Raw genomic sequence first — 21247 nt, 5'->3', positions numbered from 1 at the left:
ATGACGCGCCTCATCGACCGCGTCGTGCGCCGCATTCCGTGGACGCCCCACGACGCGCGCGACGTCGAGCCACTCATCACGCGCGAGTGGCTCGTCACCAATGGACTGGGCGGCTACGCGTCCGGGACGGTGGCGGGCGTCGTCACGCGCCGCTACCACGGCGTGCTGGTCGCGGCGCTCCAGAACCCGCTCGGCCGCATGGTGCTGCTGAACCACCTCGTCGACTGCGTCTCGCTGCCCGACGGCAGCCAGGCGAGCCTCGGCGGCGAGGAGTGGGCGGAGGGGCGTCTCGACGCGGCGGGCGCGCAGGCGCTGGCCGAGTTCCGCCTGGAGGCGGGGCTGCCCGTGTGGCGATACGCCCTCCGCGGCGCGGACGGTCCGGTCGTGATCGAGAAGCGGCTCATGATGCCGTACCGCCAGAACACGGTGTACGTGGGCTACGTGCTGCTCGACGGCGCGGACACCGTGGGCCTCACGCTGCGCCCTGCCCTGCACTTCCGCGGCTACGAGGATCCGGTGACGACGCCGGAGTCGGCGACGTACCACCTGTCCGCGGCAGGCGATCACTTCGCGGTGACCGCGGACGCGTCGCCGCTGCCGCCGCTGCGCATCCGCGTGCACGGCGCGGAGGTGAAGGTGCGCCTCGAGCCCTCGGTGACGAACGAGCTGCTGTACCGCGTGGAGCAGGCGCGCGGCTACGAGAACCGCGGGCAGCTCTGGTCGCCGGGCGCGTTCGACGTGCAGCTGCAGCGCGGCGTGCCGGTGACGTTCGTCGCGTCGGCGGAGGCGCCCGAGGTGCTCGCGGCGCTCGACCCCGACGAGGCGTGGCATGCGGAGCTGGAGCGGCGGCGCCGACTGCTCGATCAGGCCACGGTCGCGGGCGACGACGTGACCGCCGCGGAGCTCGTGCTGGCGGCCGACCAGTTCCTCATCACGCCGGCGGGCCGTCTGCGCGACCGCGTGCGCGCGCAGGCGGTGGGCGACGAGGTGCGCACGGTGATCGCCGGCTACCACTGGTTCACCGACTGGGGCCGCGACACGATGATCGCGATGGAGGGGCTGACGCTCACGACGGGCCGCTGGCGCGAGGCGGGCTTCATCGTGCGCACGTTCGCGCAGTACGTGCGCGACGGCTTGATCCCCAACATGTTCCCCGACGGCAGCAACGAGGGGCTGTACCACACGGCCGACGCGACGCTCTGGTTCTTCCACGCGCTCGATCGCTACGTGCAGGTCACCGGCGACCGGGCGACGCTGCGCCGCCTGCTGCCGACGATGACCGACATCGCCGAGCAGCACCTGCGCGGCACGCGCTACGGCATCCGCATCGATCCGGCGGACGGGCTGCTGACGCAGGGCCAGGAGGGCTACCAGCTCACCTGGATGGACGCGAAGATGGGCGACTGGATCCCGACGCCGCGGCGCGGCAAGGCGGTGGAGCTGAACGCGCTCTGGTACAACGCGCTCTGCCTGCTCGCCCGCTGGACGCGCGAGGAGCGCGAGCCCGGCGCCGAGTCGCGGTGGAGCACGGAGGCGAGCCGCGCGCGCGCGTCGTTCAATCGGCGCTTCTGGCACGAGGGCGGCGGCTACCTGTACGACGTCGTCGACGGTCCCGACGGGGACAGCGCCGAGTTCCGCCCGAACCAGCTGCTCGCGGTGTCGCTGCCGAATCCGGTGCTCGACGAGGCGCGCTGGGCGAGCGTCGTGGAGGCGTGCGAGCGGCTGCTCGTGACGCCGATGGGGCTGCGCTCGCTGGCACCGGGCAGCCCCGAGTACAAGCCGCAGTACTTCGGCGACCTGCGCACGCGCGACGGGGCGTACCACCAGGGCACGGTGTGGGGCTGGCTGATAGGCCCGTGGGTGGACGCGTGGCTCAAGGTGCATCCCGGCGATCGCGCGGGCGCGCGCCGCTGGCTGCAGGGCCTCGCCGGCCACCTCGACGAGTTCGGCGTGGGCTCGGTGGCGGAGGTGTTCGACGCCGAGGCGCCGTTCACGCCGCGCGGCTGCATCGCGCAGGCGTGGAGCGTGGCGGAGCTGCTACGATGCTGGGCGATGACCGACGAGAGAGCTCCGTGAACGACTCGGCGCCCGGCGCTCGGCGCTCACTCCTTCGCGGCGAAGGAGCGAGCGCGGAGCGCCGGGCGCCGAGCGTGATGCGGAGCGCTGGCGTTACGCCGTCGGCGCCGCGATCAGCGCCTCGTTCGCCGAGCCGGGCGCCCACGCATTCTGCAGGTACTGCATCACCATGCGCTGCGTGTTGAAGAACGACCCGTTGACGGCGATCGCGTTGCGCTGCACCTCACCCCACTTGTACGGCATGCCGTAGAAGAGCGGCAGGACGACGCGCTCCAGCTTGTAGTACAGCTCCGGGATGTCCGCGGTCGGATCGACCGTGAGCCCCGGATCCGCGCCGATCGACCATCCCGTCGCGCCTTCGAGGCAGCCCTCGATCCACCAGCCGTCAAGCACCGACAGGCTCGGCACGCCGTTGAGCGCGGACTTCATCCCGCTCGTGCCGCTCGCCTCGAGCGGACGCATCGGGTTGTTGAGCCACACGTCGGAGCCCGACGTCAGCAGGTGGCCGAGCGTCATCTCGTAGTTCTCGACGTACACCACCTTCACGAGGTCGCCGAGCTTGCGCGCGCTCTCGTGGATGCGGCGGATCATCGCCTTCCCGTTCTCGTCCTTCGGGTGCGCCTTGCCGCCGTAGACGATCTGGATCGGGCCGACCTGCGTCGCGATGCTGCGCAGGCGGTCGAGGTCCGAGAAGATGAGGTCCGTGCGCTTGTACGTCGTCGCGCGGCGCGCGAAGCCGATCGTGAACACGCGCGGGTCGAGATGCACGCCGGTGCGGCGCTCCACCTCGTCGAGCATCGCCTGCTTGGCCGCGCGGTGGGCCGAACGGATGTCCTCGACGGGGATCGTGATCGCGTAGCGCAGGTAGTTGTTGTCGCGCCGCCACTCGGGGAAATAGCGGTCGAAGAGCTGCCGGAACGGCTCCGCCGTCCACGTCACCGCGTGCACGCCGTTGGTGATGGCGCCGATCGGGAACTCGGGGAACATCTCCTGCGAGACCTGCTGGTGCCGCAGCGCCACGCCGTTGATGAAGCGCGAGCAGCGCAGCGCGAGGCGGGTCATGTTGAGCTCCGTGCCCTCCCACAGCTGCAGCGCGTCGAGCGTCGCCGCGCGCTCGCCGAGCACCTCGCGCGTGAGGTCGCCCGCGAAGCGGTCGTGGCCCGCGGGCACCGGCGTGTGCGTCGTGAAGATGCAGCGGCGCGCCACGGCCTCCACGTCGCCGACGTTCGCCTCCCACGGCTGTCGCCCCGCGTACTGGCGCTCCAGCAGGTGCAGGCAGAGGAGCGCGGCGTGGCCCTCGTTGATGTGGAACTGCGTCTCCTCGCCGTAGCCCATCGCTTCCAGCAGCGCGGCGCCGCCCATGCCCAGCACGACTTCCTGGCACAGGCGGTAGCGCGAGTCGCCGCCGTAGAGCGTGTCGGTCAGCGTCTGGTCGTAGGGCGAGTTCTCGGGCAGGCGCGTGTCCAGCAGGAACACGGGCACGACGCCGTCGCTGACGCCGCGGATGTCGTAGCGCCAGGCGCGGACGACGACGGGGCGTCCCTCGACCTGCACGGTCACCGTCTGCGCGACCGCCTGCAGGCGCTCCTCCGGGCGCCACTCCGCCGGCCCTTCGGTCTGGCCGCCGTCGGCGTCCAGGTGCTGGCGGAAGTAGCCGAGCCGGTGCGCGAGCGTGACGGCGACGACGGGGAGGCGCAGGTCGGCGGCCGAGCGCAGCGTGTCGCCGGCGAGGACGCCGAGGCCGCCGCTGTACGTGGGGATCGCCTGCTCGAGGCAGATCTCCATCGAGAAGTAGGCGACGGTCATGGGGCGAGCCGCGGCCATGGGGTACCTCGGATACGGAGGGAGTACGCCGCGCATGGGCGGCGCTTGGTGGGAGGCGGGCGGCGCGGGCCGTCCTGGACGGCGACCGGGCCCACCGGGCTGCTGCGGAAAAGCTAATACGTCCGGCCGGCGGCCTGGACCAACCGGCCGCCCGGACGGTCATGGACGACCGGTCGGGGCCCGAGGTGACGACCCCGCTCAGTCGCCGATGAACAGCGCGACAGGGAGCGCGTCCAGCAAGCGCGCGAGAGAGATGGAGTCCTCGACGGGCACTTCCCCACCGCTCACGAGGTCGCGCAGCGCACTGGTACCGAGGGCGTGCCGCACGGTTCCGAGATCGAGCCGCGTGTCGCCCCAGCGCGCACCCACGGGTGGCGCGCCGTCCGGCGCGAGACCGAGCGGAAGTCGCGGCGCGACGGCGATCGCCGCGCGTCCCTCGTGCACGCGCGCGAAGGCCACGACGTGCACGGCGTGCTCGCCGGTGGCGTGCAGCGGCACGTACGACCCGTCCGTGAAGAGCGCCGCATGCGCGCGCCGCGCCTGGAGCACCGAGCGCAGCACGTGCAGCTTGATCCGCCCGTCGGCCGCGTGCTCGAGCAGCTCCGCGGGCGCCACCGTCCCCAGCTCGCGCTCGACCAGCGCCACCTTCCGCTCCGCCCAGTCGACGGGGCCGCGGTTGTCGGGATCGACGAGCGCGAGCTGCCACAGCTCGTCGCCGCGGTAGGTGTCGGGCGTGCCGGGCGCCGCGCCCTGCAGCAGCGTGCGCGCGAGCGAGGTCCACCGGCCCGCCGGCGCGACGACGGCGAGCAGCGACGCCAGCTCCGTGCGGAACTCGGCGCCTCCGTCCTCCACCATCACGGCGCGCGCGAACGCGAGCACGCCGTCCTCATAGGCGGCGTTCGGCTGCGTCCAGCTGGTCTGCGCCTTCGCCTCGCGCATGGCCTTGCGCAGGTACTCCTGCACGCGCGCGACGAGCGCGTCGTCCGCCGCTCCGTCGTGGCCCTCCGGCCAGATGCCGACGAGCGTCTGGTAGAGCAGCCACTCGGTGTTCGCGTCGGGCACGTTGCGGCGGCCGACCTTCGTGCGCAGCGGCGCGTGCCGGCGGTGCCAGCGGCCCACGAGCGCGTTCCAGCGCGCGGGCACCTCGGCGAGCGCGTCGAGCCGCGCGCGCACGTCGGCGGAGCGCTTGGTGTCGTGCGTCGTCGCGGCGACCATCGCGCGCGGCCACCGCGCGCCGCGCGCGGCGTTGGCCGCGTGCAGCTCCTCCACGGCCGCTTCCAGCGGATGATCGGGCTCGCCGCCGACCTCGTTCAGCGAGGCGACCGGGAACCAGCGATAGAGCGCCGTGTCCTCGATGCCCTTGGCCGTCGCGGGGCCGCTCGTCTGCTGGAAGCGGAGCGCCGCCTCGTGCGCGGCGCGGCGCTGCGCGGCCTTCATCGGCACGTCGCCCGGCACGTCGCCGAGCAGGACGCCGGCGACGAAGTGCAGGACGTCGGGCTTCGCGACGCCGCGCGCCGTCGCGTGCGCGACCGCGTCCTCCAGCAGCCGGCGATCGTGCGGGTCGGCCACCAGCCGCCCGTCCGACGCCGACGCGCGCACGTAGGTGCGGTACACCGGCAGCGCGATCGCGAGCTGCAGCAGCGCCTCGCTCATCGCCGCCGGCTTCGCGTCCACGCCCACCGCGCGCGCGACGCGCATCAGCAGCGACACGAGCCGGCGCAGCTCCGGGCGGAATGCCGTGCGCAGCACGTGCTCCTTGCCGCGCTCCGCGACGTCCGCGTACGTCGCCGTCGGCCGCGCGCGCAGCTGCCGGCGATAGCCCCTCTCCAGCGTCGCGGCCCCGTCGGGCGACACGAACACGCGCTCGATCTCGTTCAGCGCCTCGTAGCCCGTCGTGCCGTCCACCGGCCACTCGGGGCGCAGCGCCTCGCCGTGCGCGAGGATCTTCTCGACGAGGATCGGCACGCGCTCGTCCGGGCGCCGCGCGTCGAGCGCCGCGCGCAGCATGCGCAGATACGCGTGGGGATCGGCCAGGCCGTCGACGTGGTCCACGCGCAGCCCGTCGATGCGGCCCGCGGCCACCTGCGCCAGCGTCCACGCGTGGTACGCCTCGAACACGGCGGGATCCTCGACGCGCACGGCCACCAGCTCCGTCACGTCGAAGAAGCGGCGGAAGTGCAGCTCGCGCGTCGTCTCGCGCCAGTGCGCCAGCCGCCACCGCTGCCGCTCGAGCAGCGCGGCGAGTCGCATGCGCCCGTCGTCGCCCGACGCGAACACGTCCAGCACCCACTCCACGTACGCGCGCACCGCCTCCGACCGCGCGATCAGCGCCGTCGCCGCGCGCACGGCGTCGGACGCCGCGCGCACGGCGTCGGACGCCGCGTCCGCATCGAGCGCCCGCCCGCCCTCGCCCTGCAGCCCCGCGCGCAGCCGCGCCCATTCGGCCTCGTCCTCGCGCGCGTGCGGCGGGAAGACGTAGGTGTGCGTGACGGCGAACAGCTCGTGCACGGTTCGCGGGTCGAGCGGGAAGAGGTGCTCGTAGTAGCGCACGACGAACGCGTCGCCCTGCACCGCCAGCCGCAGCTCGCCGCGCGCGAGCACCTCTTCCGGCCCGTCGCCGAGCACCGGGAGCACGATCCGGCCGCGCGCGTGCGAGGCGCTCCAGTCGACGTCGAACCAGCGCGCCCAGCGCGAGTCGCGCCCCAGCGCGAGCACGTCGAGCCAGTACGGGTTCGCCGGCCCCGCGCCCATGTGGTTGGGCACGATGTCGACGATCAGCCCCATCCCGTGCGCGTGCACCGCGTCGGCCAGCGCGACGAATCCCATGTCGCCGCCCAGCTCAGGGTTCGCGCGCGTGGGATCGACGACGTCGTAGCCGTGCGTGCTCCCCGGACGTGCCGCGAGCACCGGCGGGAGGTAGACGTGCGAGACGCCCAGGCGCTGCAGGTAGGGCACCAGCCGCGTCGCGTCCGCGAAGCCGAACTCGCGGTGCAGCTGCAGCCGGTAGGTCGCCGTCAGCGGGATCACGGCGCCGCGGTCCAGGTCCGCTCGACGCCCAGCGCGCGGCGCACCGCGGGATCCGTGAAGAGCTGCTCGATCGGCATCGAGAGTCGCCGCTGCCACGCCGGGAACTGCTCGGGCCCGACGCCGGGCACGTTCACCGGCTCCGCCTCGCCCACCAGGTCGTCGAGCGACAGGCCGACGAGCCACGACGGCGTGCGGCGGAGCAGTGCGTGCACCGCGGCGCGCACGCGCGCCTCGTCCACCGCCGCCGCGTCCGCGGTCAGCACCTCGGGCGGCAGCAGCGCCTCGTCCACCAGCAGTCGCAGCAGCGCCGCGCGATCGCGCGTGCGGTCGGCTTCGGCCGCCTGCACCTCCGCGTCGTCGCGCAGCAGCCCGACCTCGCGGCGCCGCACGATGTCGCGCCCGCCCCAGAAGCCCGCGAGCGGCGCGAGGTCGTGCGTGTTGGCCGTCGCGAGCGCCATGCGCGGATACGCGCGCGGCGGCCGGAACGCGCCGTCGCCCTCGCGCTCGAACACGAGGACCTTGGAGCTCAGCACGCCCCAGCGCGCGAGCGCCGGCGGCACCTCGGGCGGCACGGTGCCGAGATCCTCGCCCACCACCAGCGCGCCCGCGCGCACGCTCTCCAGCGCCAGGATGCCGAGCAGGTCGTGCGCGGGAAAGCGCACGTACGCGCCCTCCGCGCCCGACATCCCCTGTGGGATCCAGAACTGGCGGAAGAGCCCGAGCACGTGGTCGATGCGGAGCGCACCGGCGTGGCGCAGCGCGTTGCGCACGAGGGCGATCCAGAAATCGTAGCCACGCGCGCGCAGCCGCCGCGGATCGACCGGCGGCAGCCCCCAGTTCTGCCCCTCGGGGCCGAGCGGGTCGGGCGGCGCGCCGACGCTGACGTCGCGCAGGAAGAGGTCGGGCTCCGACCAGACGTCGCTCCCTGCGCCCGACGCGCCGATGGCGAGATCCTCGTACAGCCCGATGGGCAGCCCGAGCGCGCGCCCCTCCGCCGCCACCGCGGCCAGCTGCCGATCGAGCTCGAACTGGCACCAGAGGTGGAAGTCGATGCGCTCGGCGTGCACGGCGCGGAAGCCCGCGATGCCGTCTCCGCGCGGATCGCGCACCTCCTGCGGCCACTCGGGCCACCACCCGTAGCCCTGCGGCCGGAAGTGCTCGTCGAGCGCGGTGAAGAGCGCGAAGCGCTGCAGCGCCTCGCCGTGCATCGCGATCCACGCGTCGTAGGCCGCGCGGCGCACGTCGCCCGCGGGGCGCGCGCGGAACGCGCGGTGCAGCGCCTCCAGCACGGGCAGCTTGCAGCGCATCACGCCCGCGTAGTCCACGCGGGCGCCCGCGCGCAGCGCCGCGATCGCATCCTGCAGCGCGGGCGACGCGAGCAGCGCGCGCGCCTCCGACGACTCCGCCAGCTCGGGCACCGCCTCGACGTCCAGGTACAGCACGTTGCGGAAGACGCGGCTGATCGGGCTGTACGGGCTCACGTCGCCGTCGGCGTTGCGCAGCGCGTGCAGCGGGTTGACGCCAACGAAGGCGGCGCCCACCTCGTGCGCGACGTGCGTCAGCGTGCGCAGGTCGCCCAAGTCGCCCACGCCCCAATTCCGCGCGCTGCGCACGGTGTAGAGGTTCGCCGTCAGCCCGACCACGCGCTCGCCGCGCAGCACGTCCTCCGGCGCGGCGCAGCGCGGCGGCACGACGATGAGCCGCTGCGTCGACTCGCGCGCGCCGTCCGCGTCGCGCACCGCCAGCCGCAGCGTGTGGTAGCCGAGGTCCGGCGCGAGGTCCGGCGTCACGACCGAGGTCGCGCCCGCGCCGTCGGTGTGCGCGTTCCCCTCCGCCACCAGCGTCTCGGCCGCGTCGCCCTCGCCGCGCCACCAGAGCGCGTAGCCGACGTCCGTGTCGGGCGTGCCCCGGAAGCCGACGGTCAGCGGCGTGCCCGGCGCCTGGCGCACGGTGACGCACGTGGGCGCCAGCGCGCGCGCGGCCGTCGCCGCGTGCAGCGCGTCCAGGTGGCGCTGCGCGGTGGCGTCGTCCGGCGACGGGAAGCCGAGCGCCGCGAGCAGGCGCTCGCGCGTCTCGTCGCCCAGGTGGTGCAGGCGCCCCGACACGTCGTGGTACTCGGCCACGATGCCGAGCGCCGCGGCGAGCCCCGCGCGCGCCGCCTCGTGCGATCCGGGCCCGTCGGCCGGCGCGCTCATGCGGCGGCGACCGGCGGCTCGGACACGTCGGCGGCGACGCTCTCCACGTCATCCGGGACGTCGTCGGCCGGCGCGAGGACGAGCGCGCCGAGTGGCGGCAGCGAGAGCTCGATGCTCTGCGCGTGCCCGTGGTACGGCACCGGCTCGGCGTCCATCCGGTCCGGCGTGGGCCAGTCGCTGCCGCCGAAGCGCGCCGCGTCGCTGGAGAGCACGCAGCGATACGCGCCGCGTGCCGGGACGCCGATGCGATAGCGCTCGCGCGGAACCGGCTGGAGGTTCAGCAGCACCACCACGTGGTCGGCGCCGTCGCGGCGCACGTAGCTCACCACCGAGTTCTGGCGGTCCGCCACGTCCACCCACTGGAAGCCGTGCGGATCGTGGTCGTGGCTCCAGAGCGACGCGTGCTCCCCGTACAGGCGGCCGAGCGCCTCGACGAAGCGCAGCAGCCCGGCGTGCGGCGCCGACTCGAGCAGGTGCCACTCCAGGCCGCGGTCGTGGTCCCACTCGCGCCACGTGCCCAGCTCGGAGCCCATGAACAGCAGCTTCTTGCCGGGCCGCGTCCACTGATAGGCGAGCAGGAGGCGCAGGTTCGCGAACTTGCGCCACACGTCGCCCGGCATCTTGTCGAGCAACGACTTCTTGAGGTGCACCACCTCGTCGTGCGACAGCGGCATGATGAAGCGCTCGCTGTACTCGTACATCATCGCGAACGTCAGCTGGTCGTGGTGCCAGGGGCGGTAGAACGGATCGCGCGCGAAGTACTCGAGCGTGTCGTGCATCCACCCCATGTTCCACTTGAACGTGAACCCGAGCCCGCCCTCCGATGCGGGCTTGGTCACGCCCGGCCACGCGGTCGACTCCTCGGCCACCGTGAAGCAGCCCGGGTAGTCCGTGCGCACCACGTCGTTCACCGTGCGCAGGAAGTCGATCGCCTCCAGGTTCTCGCGCCCGCCGTATCGGTTGCGCAGCCACTCGCCCGGTGCGCGGCTGTAGTCCAGGTACAGCATCGACGCGACCGCGTCCACGCGCAGCCCGTCGACGTGGAACTCGTCGAGCCAGTAGAGCGCGTTGGCGAGCAGGAAGTTGCGGACCTCGTGGCGCCCGTAGTTGAAGATGAGCGTCCCCCAGTCGGGGTGCTCGCCCATCCGCGGGTCCTCGTGCTCGTACAGCGCCGTGCCGTCGAAGCGGCGCAGCGCGTGGTCGTCCTTCGGGAAGTGCGCCGGCACCCAGTCGAGGATCACGCCGATGCCCGCCTGGTGCAGCGTGTCCACCAGGTAGCGGAAGTCGTCGGGCGTGCCGTAGCGCGACGTCGGCGCGTAGAATCCCGTGACCTGGTAGCCCCACGAGCCGTAGAACGGATGCTCGGCGATGGGCAGCAGCTCCACGTGCGTGAAGCCGAGCCCCGCGACGTGCGCGGCGAGGCGCGGCGCGACCTCGCGGTACGTCAGCAGCCGCTCGGGATCGTCCGCGTGCCGCAGCCACGAGCCGAGGTGCACCTCGTAGATCGCCATCGGCTCGCGCGCGGGGTCGCGCCGCGGCCGCTGCGTCATCCACTCGTCGTCGCCCCACGTGTACGCCGCGTCGTCCACGATGATCGACGCCGTCGCGGGCGCCTGCTGCATCTTCGCGGCGAACGGGTCGGTCTTGAGGCGCAGCATCCCCTCGCGCGTGCGGATCTCGAACTTGTAGCAGGTGTCGGGGCCGATCTCCGGGATGAACAGCTCCCACACGCCGCTGCCGCCCATGCGGCGCATCGGGAAGAGGCGGCCGTCCCAGCCGCAGAAGTCGCCCACGACGCTGACGCGGCGCGCGTTGGGCGCCCAGACCGCGAACGCGACGCCGCGCACGCCGTCCACCGTCCGCACGTGCGCGCCGAGCTTCTCCCACAGCCGGCGATGCGTGCCCTCGTTGAAGAGGTGGAGGTCCACCTCGCCGAGCGTCGGCAGGAAGCGGTACGGATCGTCGCGCTCCCACACGCCGCCGTTGGCGAAGGTGAAGCGCAGCCGGTACGCGAACGGCAGCGTCTCGCCCGGGAGGAAGGTGCCGAACAGCCCGGGCGCGCTGCGTTCCATCGGCAGCGTGCCGCCGCTCGCGGGCAGCAGGTCGACCGACACGGCATCCGGATGCCACGCGCGCACGACGAGCCCCGCCAGCCCTTCGGACAGCGCCGGGTGCACGCCGAGGATCGCGTGCGGGTCCGTCACGTCGCCCGCGCGGAGGCGCGCGACGTCCTGCGCGCCTGCCGGCGGCGGCGGCAGCGTCACCTGTGCGCCCGACTCGGGCGGCAGCACGGGCGCGGGCTCCGCACCGCGCGCCCGCTTGCGCGCCGACGTCGACGGCGCGGGCGGCGCGCCGGCGGACTTCTTCGCGCTCGACGCGGGGCGTCGCCCGCGCGGCGCGCGCGCGGGCACGTCGGACTCGCGCGGCGTCGCGTCGTCCGGCGTCGGCCCCTCGGGCGGTCGACGATCGTCGCTCATGGCGTCACCCCTCCGATGCCCAGCAGCGACAGCTCGGCCGCCGCGAGCCCGCTCGCGCCGCCGACCGTCGCCGCGTTGACCAGCGCCGCGCTCTCCGCCGTCGCGCCCGTCCAGCCGATGCGCCGCTCGACGCCGTGGCGCAGCAGCGCCAGCGAGAAGCCCTCCAGCGCGAGCGTCGGACCCGTCGCCGGCTCCACGTGCCCCTCCACCGTGTCGATCAGCTTCGTCCACGCGCCCGCGCCCGCGACCGCCGGCAGCGTGAAGTCCACCGGGTCGAAGCCCGCGTTGATCACCAGCAACATGGTGTCCCCGCGCACCGGGCGCCCGCGGTCGTCGGTCTCGTCCGCGGCCTCGCCGTGGATCAGCATGCCGAGCACCCGACGGTTGGGGTCGTGCCACTGGGCGTCCGTCATCTCGTGGCCGTCCTGGCGCAGCCAGGTGAGGTCCTTCACCCCGGCGGCGCCCACGGGCCGGCCGCGGAAGAAGCTGCGGCGGCGCAGCACCGGGTGCACGTGGCGGATGGCGATGACGCGGCGCGTGAAGTCGAGCAGCTCGCGCTGCCAGGGCTCCAGCTTCCAGTCGACCCACGACAGCTCGTTGTCCTGCGCGTACGCGTTGTTGTTCCCGCGCTGCGTGCGGCCGATCTCGTCGCCGTGCGAGAGCATGGGCACGCCCTGCGAGAAGCCGAGCGTGGCGATGAGATTGCGCATCGCGCGGCGGCGGCGCGCGATCACGCGCGCGTCGTCCGTCTCGCCCTCCGCGCCCCAGTTGCGACTGAGGTTGTCGTCGTGGCCGTCGCGGTTCCCTTCCCCGTTGGCGTCGTTGTGCTTCCGCTCGTAGCTCACGAGGTCGCGCAGCGTGTAGCCGTCGTGCGCCGTCACGAAGTTCACGCTCGCGTACGCCGCGCGGTCGCTCCAGGCGTAGATGTCGCTGGAGCCCGAGAGGCGCGACGCCACCTCGCCGACGACGTTCGGGTCGCCCCGCCAGAGGCGGCGCATGCAGTCGCGGTACTTGCCGTTCCACTCGGCCCAGCCGACCGGGAAGTTGCCGACCTGGTAGCCGCCGGGCCCGATGTCCCATGGCTCCGCGATCAGCTTCACGCGGCTGAGGACCGGATCCTGGTGGATGATGTCGAAGAACGCCGACAGGCGGTTCACGTCGAACAGCTCGCGGGCCAGCACCGGCGCGAGGTCGAAGCGGAAGCCGTCGACGTGCATCTCGGTCACCCAGTAGCGGAGCGAGTCCATGATGAGCTGGATCGTCCGCGGGTGCATCATGTTCAGCGAGTTGCCCGTCCCCGTGAAGTCCATGTAGAACCGGGGATTGTCGGGCATCAGGCGGTAATACGCCCGGTTGTCCACGCCGCGCAGCGACAGCGTCGGCCCCAGGTGATTCCCCTCGCCGGTGTGGTTGTAGACCACGTCGAGGATCACCTCGATCCCCGCGGCGTGGAGCTTCTTCACCATCGTCTTGAACTCGTACACCTGCTGGCCGTACCGCGCCTCCGGCGTGGCGTAGCGGATGTCGGGCGCGAAGAACGCGATCGAGTTGTAGCCCCAGTAGTTCGTCAGCCCCCGCTCGGCCAGGTGCCGGTCGACGACGTAGTGGTGCACGGGCAGCAGCTCGACCGCGGTGACGCCGAGTGAGAGCAGGTGCTCGACGATCGGATCGGACGCGAGGCCCAGGTACGTGCCGCGCAGCGACGGGTCGACGTCCGGATGCTGGATCGTCATCCCCTTCACGTGGCACTCGTAGATCACCGTGCGGTTCCACGGCGTCCGCGGCGGCCGGTCGTCCTCCCACGTGAAGGCGTTGTCGACGACGACGGACTTCGGCACGCCCGACGTCTCGTCGCTCGGGTCGGGCTCCAGGTCCTCGCGCGGACCGCCCACCTTGTAGGCGAACAGCGCATCGCTCCAGGCGATGGAGTTGCTGACCGCCTTCGCGTACGGATCGATGAGCAGCTTGGCCGCGTTGAAGCGGTGGCCCTGCTCGGGCGCGTAGGGGCCGTGCACGCGGTAGCCGTAGAGCTGCCCGGGGCGCACGTCGGGCAGGTAGCAGTGCCACACCTGGTCGCTGCGCTCGCGCATCGGGATGCGGACGCGCTCGCGCGGGTCGTCGGGCGCGTCGAACAGGCAGAGATCGACGCCGGTCGCGTTCTCGGAGAAGAGGGCGAAGTTCACCCCCGCGCCGTCCCAGGTGGCGCCGAGGGGAAAGGGTTGGCCGGGCCAGGCGCGCATCAGCGCACCTCGGCGGCCAGGAGGGCCTGCAGCCCGCGCAGCGGGATGGCGAGCCAGTCGGGTCGGTTCCGCACTTCGTAGCGTAGTTCGTAGAAGAGCTTCTCGAGCTCGAACACCCGCACGAGCGCGTCGGCCGAGACGCGGCTGCGGGGAAGATACGACGGCCGTCCCTCGGCCGCCGCGTGGAAGTAGCCGTCCAGGTACGCGGCACGCGCGGCCGCTTCCCAGGCGTCGGCGCGCGGCGCGACGTCGTCCTCGGCGGACACCTCGCGCAGCGCGGCCGCCGCCGCGTAGCCGAACGAACGGAGCATGCCCGCGACGTCGCGCAGCGGCGAATGTCGCGCGCGCCGCTCGGCCAGCGGACGCGCCGGCTCGCCCTCGAAGTCGATGACGGCCAGCGTGCCGTCCTCGCCGCGCAGCACCTGGCCCAGATGGTAGTCGCCGTGGTGGCGGATGCGCAGGCCCGCGTCGTCGTCGACGCGCGCGACCAGCGCGTCCAGCCGCGCACGCAGCTCCTCGCGACGCGCCGCGAGGGCGCCGAGCGCGGCGCGCGCCTCCGCGAACGCCCGCGCGGTGTCGGTCGAGGCGTCCTCGCCCGGCGGCGGCGCGACGGCGTCGAGCGCGAGGTCGAACGCGCGCGCCGCATCGCCGGCCCAGCCGCGCACGTCGGCCGGCGTGGCCGGCTCGGGCGCGAAGGCCTCCTCCCCGACGGCCGCGAGCGCATCGTGCAGGCGGCGCGTGGCCTCGCCCAGCCGGCGCGCCTCCGCGACGCCGGCGTCTGATTCGGTGGACGCGTCGCCGGCGAGCGCGGCGCGGGCGCGCGCGACCACCACCTCCCAGGCGTCACGGGCGCGCGGCACCAGCGCCTGCGCCATCGCCAGCACGGTGACGTCGCCGTCCTCGTCCAGCTCGACGACGGCGAGCAGCGCGGGCACGTGCGCGAAGCGCGTGGTCGCGAGCGCGCGCCCGATCTCGACGTCGGGCTGCGGACCGCGCTCCAGCCGCCGGAACAGCTTCACGATCGCCGCCTCGCCGTAGAGGAGCGAGGTGTTGCTCTGCTCCGCGCCGCCGACGCGCGACGGGAGCGACGCCGCGAGCGCGCCATCGCGCGCGACCGCGCGCGCGCGCCAGCGCAGCGGCCGGCCGTCGGTCGTCCGTCCCGGCAGCTCGCGCTCCGCGGCCAGGGCCGCGCGCAGCGCGTCGCGGAAGGGGGCGTGCGCCGTCGCGTCGGCGGACGCGAGGTCGACCGCGGCGTCGGACGGCGCGAGCAGCGGCAGCTGCCAGCGCACGGGCGCGCCGTTCACGCGCCCCTCGACGAGCACGATCGCGCACGCGTCCGCCGCGTCGAGCGGGAACGGGATCCAGCCGGCGACGCGGACGTCGGTGATCGTGGCGCCCCGCGCCCCGCTCCAGCGCTGGCGCGCGAGGTGGTCGGCCAGCGCGGCCGGCGGCAGCGCCCCCCAGTCGAACGGCGGAACGCCGGCGTCAGGGGCGCCGGCGTGGGCCGGGCTCACGCGCCCGGCCCTGCGCCGTCGGGACGCGAGAGCCGGAACCAGTAGTAGCCGTGCGGGCCGAACGTCAGGAAGTAGGGCAGCTCGCCGATCGTCGGGAACGGCCGGTCGCTCCACATCTCGATCGGCACGTAGCCCGCGAAGCGGCGCAGGTCCAGCTCCACCGGCTCGGCGCTGCCGGAGAGGTTGCACGCCACCAGCACGATGTCGTCCTCGTACTCGCGCAGGAAGACGAGGATCTTCCGGTTCGCCGGGTGCAGGAACTCGATGCGCCCGCGCCCGAACGCCCGCGACGTCTTGCGGACCGCGATCAGCCGCCGCATCCAGCGCAGGAGCGACGAGTCCGTGCGCTCCGACGCCATGACGTTCACGCCCTGGTAGCCGTAGGGCGGGTCGACGATGAGCGGGCTGTAGAGCGCGGCGCTGTCGGCTTCCGAGAAGCCCGAGTTCCACGAGCCGTTCCACTGCATCGGCGTGCGCACGCCGTTGCGGTCGCCCAGGAACACGTTGTCGCCCATTCCGATCTCGTCGCCGTAGTACATGATGGGCGTGCCGGGCATCGACATCAGGAGCGTGTTCATCAGCTCGATGCGCCGCCGCGCGTTGTCCATCAGCGGCGCGAGCCGGCGCCGGATCCCCACGTTGATGCGCATGCGGGGATCCTTGGCGTACTCGCGGTACATGTAGTCGCGCTCCTCGTCCGTCACCATCTCGAGCGTCAGCTCGTCGTGGTTGCGGAGGAAGATCGCCCACTGGCAGTCGGCCGGGATGTCCGGCGTGCGCGCCATGATCTCGACGATCGGCGTCCGGTCGGCGCGCGCGACGGCCATGTACATGCGCGGCATCACCGGGAAGTGGAACGCCATGTGGCACTCGTCCGAGTCGCCGAAGTACGGGCGCACGTCGGGCGGCCACTGGTTCGCCTCCGCGAGGAAGATCCGCCCGTGGTACTCGGCGTCCAGCGCGGCGCGCAGCTGCTTCAGGACCGTGTGCGTCTCGGGCAGGTTCTCGCAGTTCGTGCCGTCGCGCTCCACCAGGTACGGGATCGCGTCCAGCCGCAATCCGTCGACGCCCATGTCGAGCCAGAAGCGCATGGCGTCCTTCACCGCCTCCAGCACCTCCGGGTTGTCGAAGTTGAGATCCGGCTGGTGGCTGAAGAAGCGGTGCCAGTAGAACTGCTGCGCCACCGGGTCCCACGTCCAGTTGGACGTCTCGGTGTCGGTGAAGATGATGCGCGTGCCGGCGTAGCGATTGGGATCGTCGCTCCAGACGTACCAGTCGCGCTCCGGGCTCCCCTTGGGCGCCAGGCGCGCGCGCTGGAACCACGGGTGCTGGTCGCTCGTGTGGTTGATGACGAGCTCCGTGATGACGCGGATGCCGCGCGCGTGCGCCGCGTCGAGGAAGCGCTGGAAGTCCTCCAGCGTGCCGTACGTCGGGTTGATCGCCTTGTAGTCCGAGATGTCGTACCCGTCGTCGCGCAGCGGCGACGGGTAGAACGGCAGCAGCCAGATGCAGTCGACGCCGAGCGACTGGATGTAGTCCAGCTTGTCCAGCAGCCCGCGGAAGTCGCCGTAGCCGTCGCCGTTGTGGTCGCGGTACGCCTTGACGTGCAGCTGGTAGATGATCGCGTCCTTGTACCAGAGCGGGTTGTCGTCGCCGCGGAACTCGTGCGCCGCGCGCTCCTCGGCGGCGCGCTGGTCGGTCGGCGCCGTCACGCGTGGCCTCCGGCGCCCGCGGTGGTCGCCTTCGCGGCCTTCGGACGCGGCGGCCGCGCCTCCACGCGCAGCACGTGCGCGGGCTCGTGCGCGGGATCCAGCCGCACGTAGTTGCGCACGCCGCGCCACGTGTAGCGCGCGCCCGTCAGCAGGTCCTCCACCTCGTACGGCTCGTCGTCCGCGATGTTCATGTCCGCGATGGGCACGTGCACGATGGACGCGTGCGCCTGGCGGGGATCCAGGTTCACGGCCACCAGCAGGTCGGCCGCGCCCTTGCTGCCGGCGCGACGATAGAAGAGCACCTGCTCGTTCTCCGAGCGGTGGAAGGTCAGGTTGTCCTGCCGCTGCAACGCGGGCTCCGCGCGCCGGATGCGGTTCAGCCGCCGGATGTCCTCGTCGAGGTTGCCGGGCGCGGTGAAGTCGCGCTGCCGCAGCTCGTACTTCTCGCTGTTGAGGTACTCCTCGCTGCCCGCGCGCACCGGCTCGTGCTCCAGCAGCTCGAAGCCGCTGTAGACGCCGTAGAGGGGGCTCAGCGTGCCGGCCAGCAGGAGCCGCAGGCGGAACGCACCGCGCCCGCCCGTCTGCAGGAACTCGTGCAGGATGTCCGGCGTGTTCACGAAGAAGTTGCCGCGGTGGTACTCCACCACGTCGGGCGCGAGGAACTCCTCGAGCCACTGCGTGATCTCCCACGCCTCGTTCTTCCACGTGAAGTAGCCGTACGACTGCGAGAAGCCGAGCTTCGCCAGGTGCAGCAGCTTCTTGGGGCGCGTGAACGCCTCGCTCAGGAAGACGACCTCCGGGTGCGCGCGGCGCACCTCGGCGATCACCCACTGCCAGAAGGCGAACGGCTTGGTGTGCGGGTTGTCGACGCGGAAGGTGTTCACGCCGCGCGCGATCCAGAACAGCAGCGCGTCGCGCGCCGCCGTCCAGAGCCCCTCGCGGTCGGACGACCAGAAGTCGAGCGGGTAGATGTCCTGGTACTTCTTGGGCGGGTTCTCGGCGTACGCGATCGTGCCGTCGGCCCGCTTCACGAACCACTCGGGGTGCTCCTGCACCCAGGGATGGTCGGGCGACACCTGCAGCGCGAAGTCGAGCGCGACGTCCAGGTCGAGCGCGCGCGCGCGGGCGACGAAGCGCTCGAAGTCCTCGAGCGTGCCGAGCGCCGGCTCGATCGCGGTGTGGCCTCCGTGCTCGCTGCCGATCGCCCACGGGCTGCCGACGTCGTCCGCCTCGGCGGTGAGCGTGTTGTTCCTCCCCTTCCGGAAGGTGCGGCCGATCGGGTGGATGGGCGGCAGGTACACGACGTCGAACCCGAGCTCCGCGATGCGCGGCAGCACCCGCTCCGCGTCGGCGAAGGTGCCGTGGCGCCCCGGCTCCGTGGCGGTCGAGCGCGGGAAGAACTCGTACCACGCCGCGAACGCCGCGCGCGGACGCTCCACGGAGACGCGCAGCTCGCGGTCGTAGGTGGTGAGGTCGTTCGCCGGCGCGTGCGCCTCCATCAGCGTCGCGAGCGCGGGATCGGTCGCGGCGGCGACGCGCGCGTCCAGCGGCTGCGCGGTGTCGAGCAGCAGCGTGGCCGCCGCCTCGAGGCGCTTGCGCGCCGCGCCGAAGGGCGCGCGTCGCGCGGCCCGCTGCAGCTGCGCGCCGCCGTCGAGCAGCTCGGTCGCGACCTCGGGCTGCTGCGCCGCGACGCGCTTGCCGAGCCGCTGCAGCCACGTCCCGAACTCGTCGGTCCACGCCTCGACGGTGAAGGTCCAGTCGCCGAGCGCGTCGAGCGGGAACTCGCCGGTCCAGCGGTCGGCGTCGGGATCGTGCGTCATCGGCGCGGTGCGCCACGCGCCGCCGTCCGGGCCACGATAGCGCACGCGCGCACGCAGCAGCTCGTGCCCCTCGCGGAACGCGTCGGCCGTGACGACGCACGTCTCGCCGAGGACGCGCTTGGCCGGGAAGCGCCCGTCGTCCACGGAGGGCGCGACGTCGGCGACGACGATGCGGGGCGGGCTCGCGGTGGCGCCGGCCGCGGGGGCGGCGGCGCGGGCGGCGCGGCGGGCGGGAGGCGTCTTCGGTGCGGTCATGTGCGCGGGATCGTGCATGTGCGGCCGCCCCATCAAGGATCGGACCCGGGCGGCGCCTCGCGGCGCCCCAAGACGTCGCGACCGGGGCGGCGCCGCGAACGCCGGACGCCAGTGCAGACCGCGTACGCGTGCGATCCGCGCACGTCGCGGACGTCGCGCACGCGACGCGCCCCGCCGGGCTCAGGCCCGGCGGGGCGCGTCGTACGCTGCGGTGCGGACGGGCCGCGGTGCAGCGGGTCGTGCGGAGGTCGTGCGGAGGTCGTGCGAACGGAGGGGCGCCGCGCAGCGTCGCGCGACGTCCCTCCGTTGGGCCTTACTGCATCGAGGCGGTCGTCGCGGCGGTCGTCGCGGCACCCACGCCCGGCGACTCGATCACGAACACCACGCGGCGGTTCAGCTCCGCGCCCGCGTCGTTGCCCGCGGCGCCCGGACGGACCTGGCGGCTCTCACCGAGGCCGACCGTCTTGACGAGGCCGTCGTTCAGGCCCTGCGCGACGAGGAAGTCCTTCACCGAGTCCGCGCGGCGCTTCGAGAGCGCGGCGTTGTAGCGCGCCGAGCCGGCCGGATCCGCGAAGCCCTCGACCGTGATCGCGGCGCCGTTGTAGTACTTGTTGGCGACCTGCGCGAAGCGCTGCAGCGCCGCCTGGTCCTCCTGGCGGACCGACGCGTCGTCGAACGCGAAGTGGACCGGCATCGTGAACTTGACCTGGTCCTCCATCGCCGTGATGCGCGCGCCGAACTCGTTGCGGAGCGTCTGCAGGTCGTTGCGGAGCGCCGTCAGATCCGTGCGGAGGGCGGCGATGTCGCGGACCTGCGCGCTGTCGGCGCTCTCACGCGCGACGCGCTCGGTGGCGACCACGGTGTCGACGCGGCGGTTGACGTAGCCCTTGGTCGCGCACGCGCTGAGGCTGGCGGCGCCGGCGAGACCCAGAACCAGAACCTGGAAGGAGCGCATAGTTGGAATCCCCGTGAAGTTGGTGGTGACGGCGGTGCGTCGGGCGGCACAGCGCGTTGGGAGGTCAGCAGCCGCCGACCGTCTCCGTGCAGGACGCAAGGGCAACGTACGGTCCATGGAAAACCCTCGGCGTGACTCCGATCACCCGTGCTGGCAGTCGTGCGGGCCGGTCGGTGACGCGGGACACGCGGGAAGCGCTGGGTGCCGTCACGCGGCCGGCCGGCCCCCGCCCAGTGGCAGGCAGCGGGCCGTCATTCCCCCGGAATGCCGACGGTTCGCGTCAGTTCGCGATCACGCGCCGGCCTTCGACAGCCACTCGCCGCCGTCCACCACCATGATCGCGCCGGTGATCCAGTCGCCCGCGGGCGACGCGAGGAACGCCACCATGTTCGCGATGTCGCGTGGTGCACCCCAGCGCCCCAGCGGGATCGCCTTCCGGGCGTAGCGCGCCATCGCCTCGTCCGCGGCCGCGAAGACGTCGGGGATGCCGCTGTCCGCCGGCGGCGTGAACGCCTTCCGCACCCCCTCGGTGGGGATCGGGCCGGGCGCGATCGCGTTGATGCGGATCCCGTACGGCGCCCACTCCACCGCCAGCGTGCGCGTCAGCGCGTCCACGCCCGCCTTGGCGGCCGTCGCGTGCGCCATCTGCGGCCAGCCGCGGTAGTGCAGCGTCATCGAGATCGAGACGATGCGCCCCCCGCCCTGCTGCTTCATCACCGGCACGACCGCCTGCGAGCAGAAGAAGGTGCCGTACAGGTCGATCTCGACCACGCTCTTCCAGGCATTCGGCGACAGCGACTCGGATGGCGCGTAGAAGTTGCCGGCGGCGTTGTTCACGAGCAGGTCGATGCGCCCGCGCTCGTTCGTCACCTGCTCCACCATCGCGCGCACGCGCTCGGGGTCGCGCACGTCCACCGCCACCGTGGAGACCGCGCCGCCCGCGGCGCGCAGCTGGCCGGCGGCCTGCTCCAGGTGCTCGGGCTTCCGGCTGGCGATCACGACGTGCGCGCCCAGCCCCGCCAGCAGCTCGGCGATCCCGTACCCGATGCCGGTGCCGCCACCGGTGACGAGGGCGACCTGCCCGTCCAGCAGGCCGGGGCGGAAGACGGACGTGTCGGGCATGCGCGCGGGGGTGAAAGAGAAGCGCACGAC

The 21247-nt window shown here is 73.2% G+C and carries 11 protein-coding genes; 1 reads left to right on the top strand and 10 read right to left on the bottom strand.

The window, feature by feature from the left end; all coding sequences use genetic code 11:
• Entirely contained in the window at positions 1–2076 is a 2076-nt protein-coding gene (locus rosag_RS22870; RefSeq protein WP_284352504.1) for an amylo-alpha-1,6-glucosidase, read from the top strand.
• Between the two features lie 93 nt (positions 2077–2169).
• Here the strand turns inward: rosag_RS22870 and glgP are convergent, their stop codons facing one another.
• From glgP to rosag_RS22820, 10 genes are all read right to left on the bottom strand, one after another.
• Positions 2170–3900, bottom strand: a complete 1731-nt coding sequence (gene glgP / locus rosag_RS22865; protein WP_284352503.1) for an alpha-glucan family phosphorylase — start codon at positions 3898–3900, stop codon at positions 2170–2172.
• A gap of 198 nt (positions 3901–4098) precedes the next feature.
• Positions 4099–6927: a malto-oligosyltrehalose synthase gene (gene treY, locus rosag_RS22860; protein WP_284352502.1), complete on the bottom strand. Its 2829-nt coding sequence runs from the start codon at positions 6925–6927 to the stop codon at positions 4099–4101.
• Positions 6924–9122, bottom strand: coding sequence for a 4-alpha-glucanotransferase (gene malQ / locus rosag_RS22855; protein ID WP_284352501.1), 2199 nt, complete (start codon positions 9120–9122; stop codon positions 6924–6926). The genes treY and malQ overlap by 4 nt, the downstream gene beginning before the upstream one ends.
• A complete protein-coding gene (gene glgB / locus rosag_RS22850; protein ID WP_284352500.1) occupies positions 9119–11599 on the bottom strand; it encodes a 1,4-alpha-glucan branching protein GlgB in 2481 nt (826 codons plus the stop codon). Before glgB ends, malQ begins: the two co-directional genes overlap by 4 nt.
• Complete coding sequence (gene glgX, locus rosag_RS22845; protein WP_284352499.1) at positions 11596–13839, bottom strand: glycogen debranching protein GlgX; 2244 nt, start codon at positions 13837–13839, stop codon at positions 11596–11598. The genes glgB and glgX overlap by 4 nt, the downstream gene beginning before the upstream one ends.
• Positions 13839–15353 (bottom strand): maltokinase N-terminal cap-like domain-containing protein, encoded by a 1515-nt coding sequence (locus rosag_RS22840; protein WP_284352498.1) that lies wholly within the window; start codon positions 15351–15353, stop codon positions 13839–13841. Before rosag_RS22840 ends, glgX begins: the two co-directional genes overlap by 1 nt.
• Entirely contained in the window at positions 15350–16975 is a 1626-nt protein-coding gene (gene treS, locus rosag_RS22835; protein WP_345784877.1) for a maltose alpha-D-glucosyltransferase, read from the bottom strand. The genes rosag_RS22840 and treS overlap by 4 nt, the downstream gene beginning before the upstream one ends.
• An 86-nt stretch (positions 16976–17061) precedes the next feature.
• Positions 17062–19140, bottom strand: coding sequence for an alpha-1,4-glucan--maltose-1-phosphate maltosyltransferase (locus tag rosag_RS22830; protein ID WP_284352496.1), 2079 nt, complete (start codon positions 19138–19140; stop codon positions 17062–17064).
• Between the two features lie 313 nt (positions 19141–19453).
• Complete coding sequence (locus rosag_RS22825; protein WP_284352495.1) at positions 19454–20095, bottom strand: OmpA family protein; 642 nt, start codon at positions 20093–20095, stop codon at positions 19454–19456.
• 291 nt (positions 20096–20386) lie between these two features.
• Positions 20387–21217, bottom strand: a complete 831-nt coding sequence (locus rosag_RS22820) for an SDR family oxidoreductase (RefSeq protein ID WP_284352494.1) — start codon at positions 21215–21217, stop codon at positions 20387–20389.
• Between the last annotated feature and the right edge of the window lie 30 nt (positions 21218–21247).

The organism is Roseisolibacter agri (assembly GCF_030159095.1).
GTDB classification, from domain to species: domain Bacteria; phylum Gemmatimonadota; class Gemmatimonadetes; order Gemmatimonadales; family Gemmatimonadaceae; genus Roseisolibacter; species Roseisolibacter agri.
The sequence above is the reverse complement of the archived record's forward strand: the minus strand, read 5'-3'. Positions and strand labels throughout refer to the sequence as shown.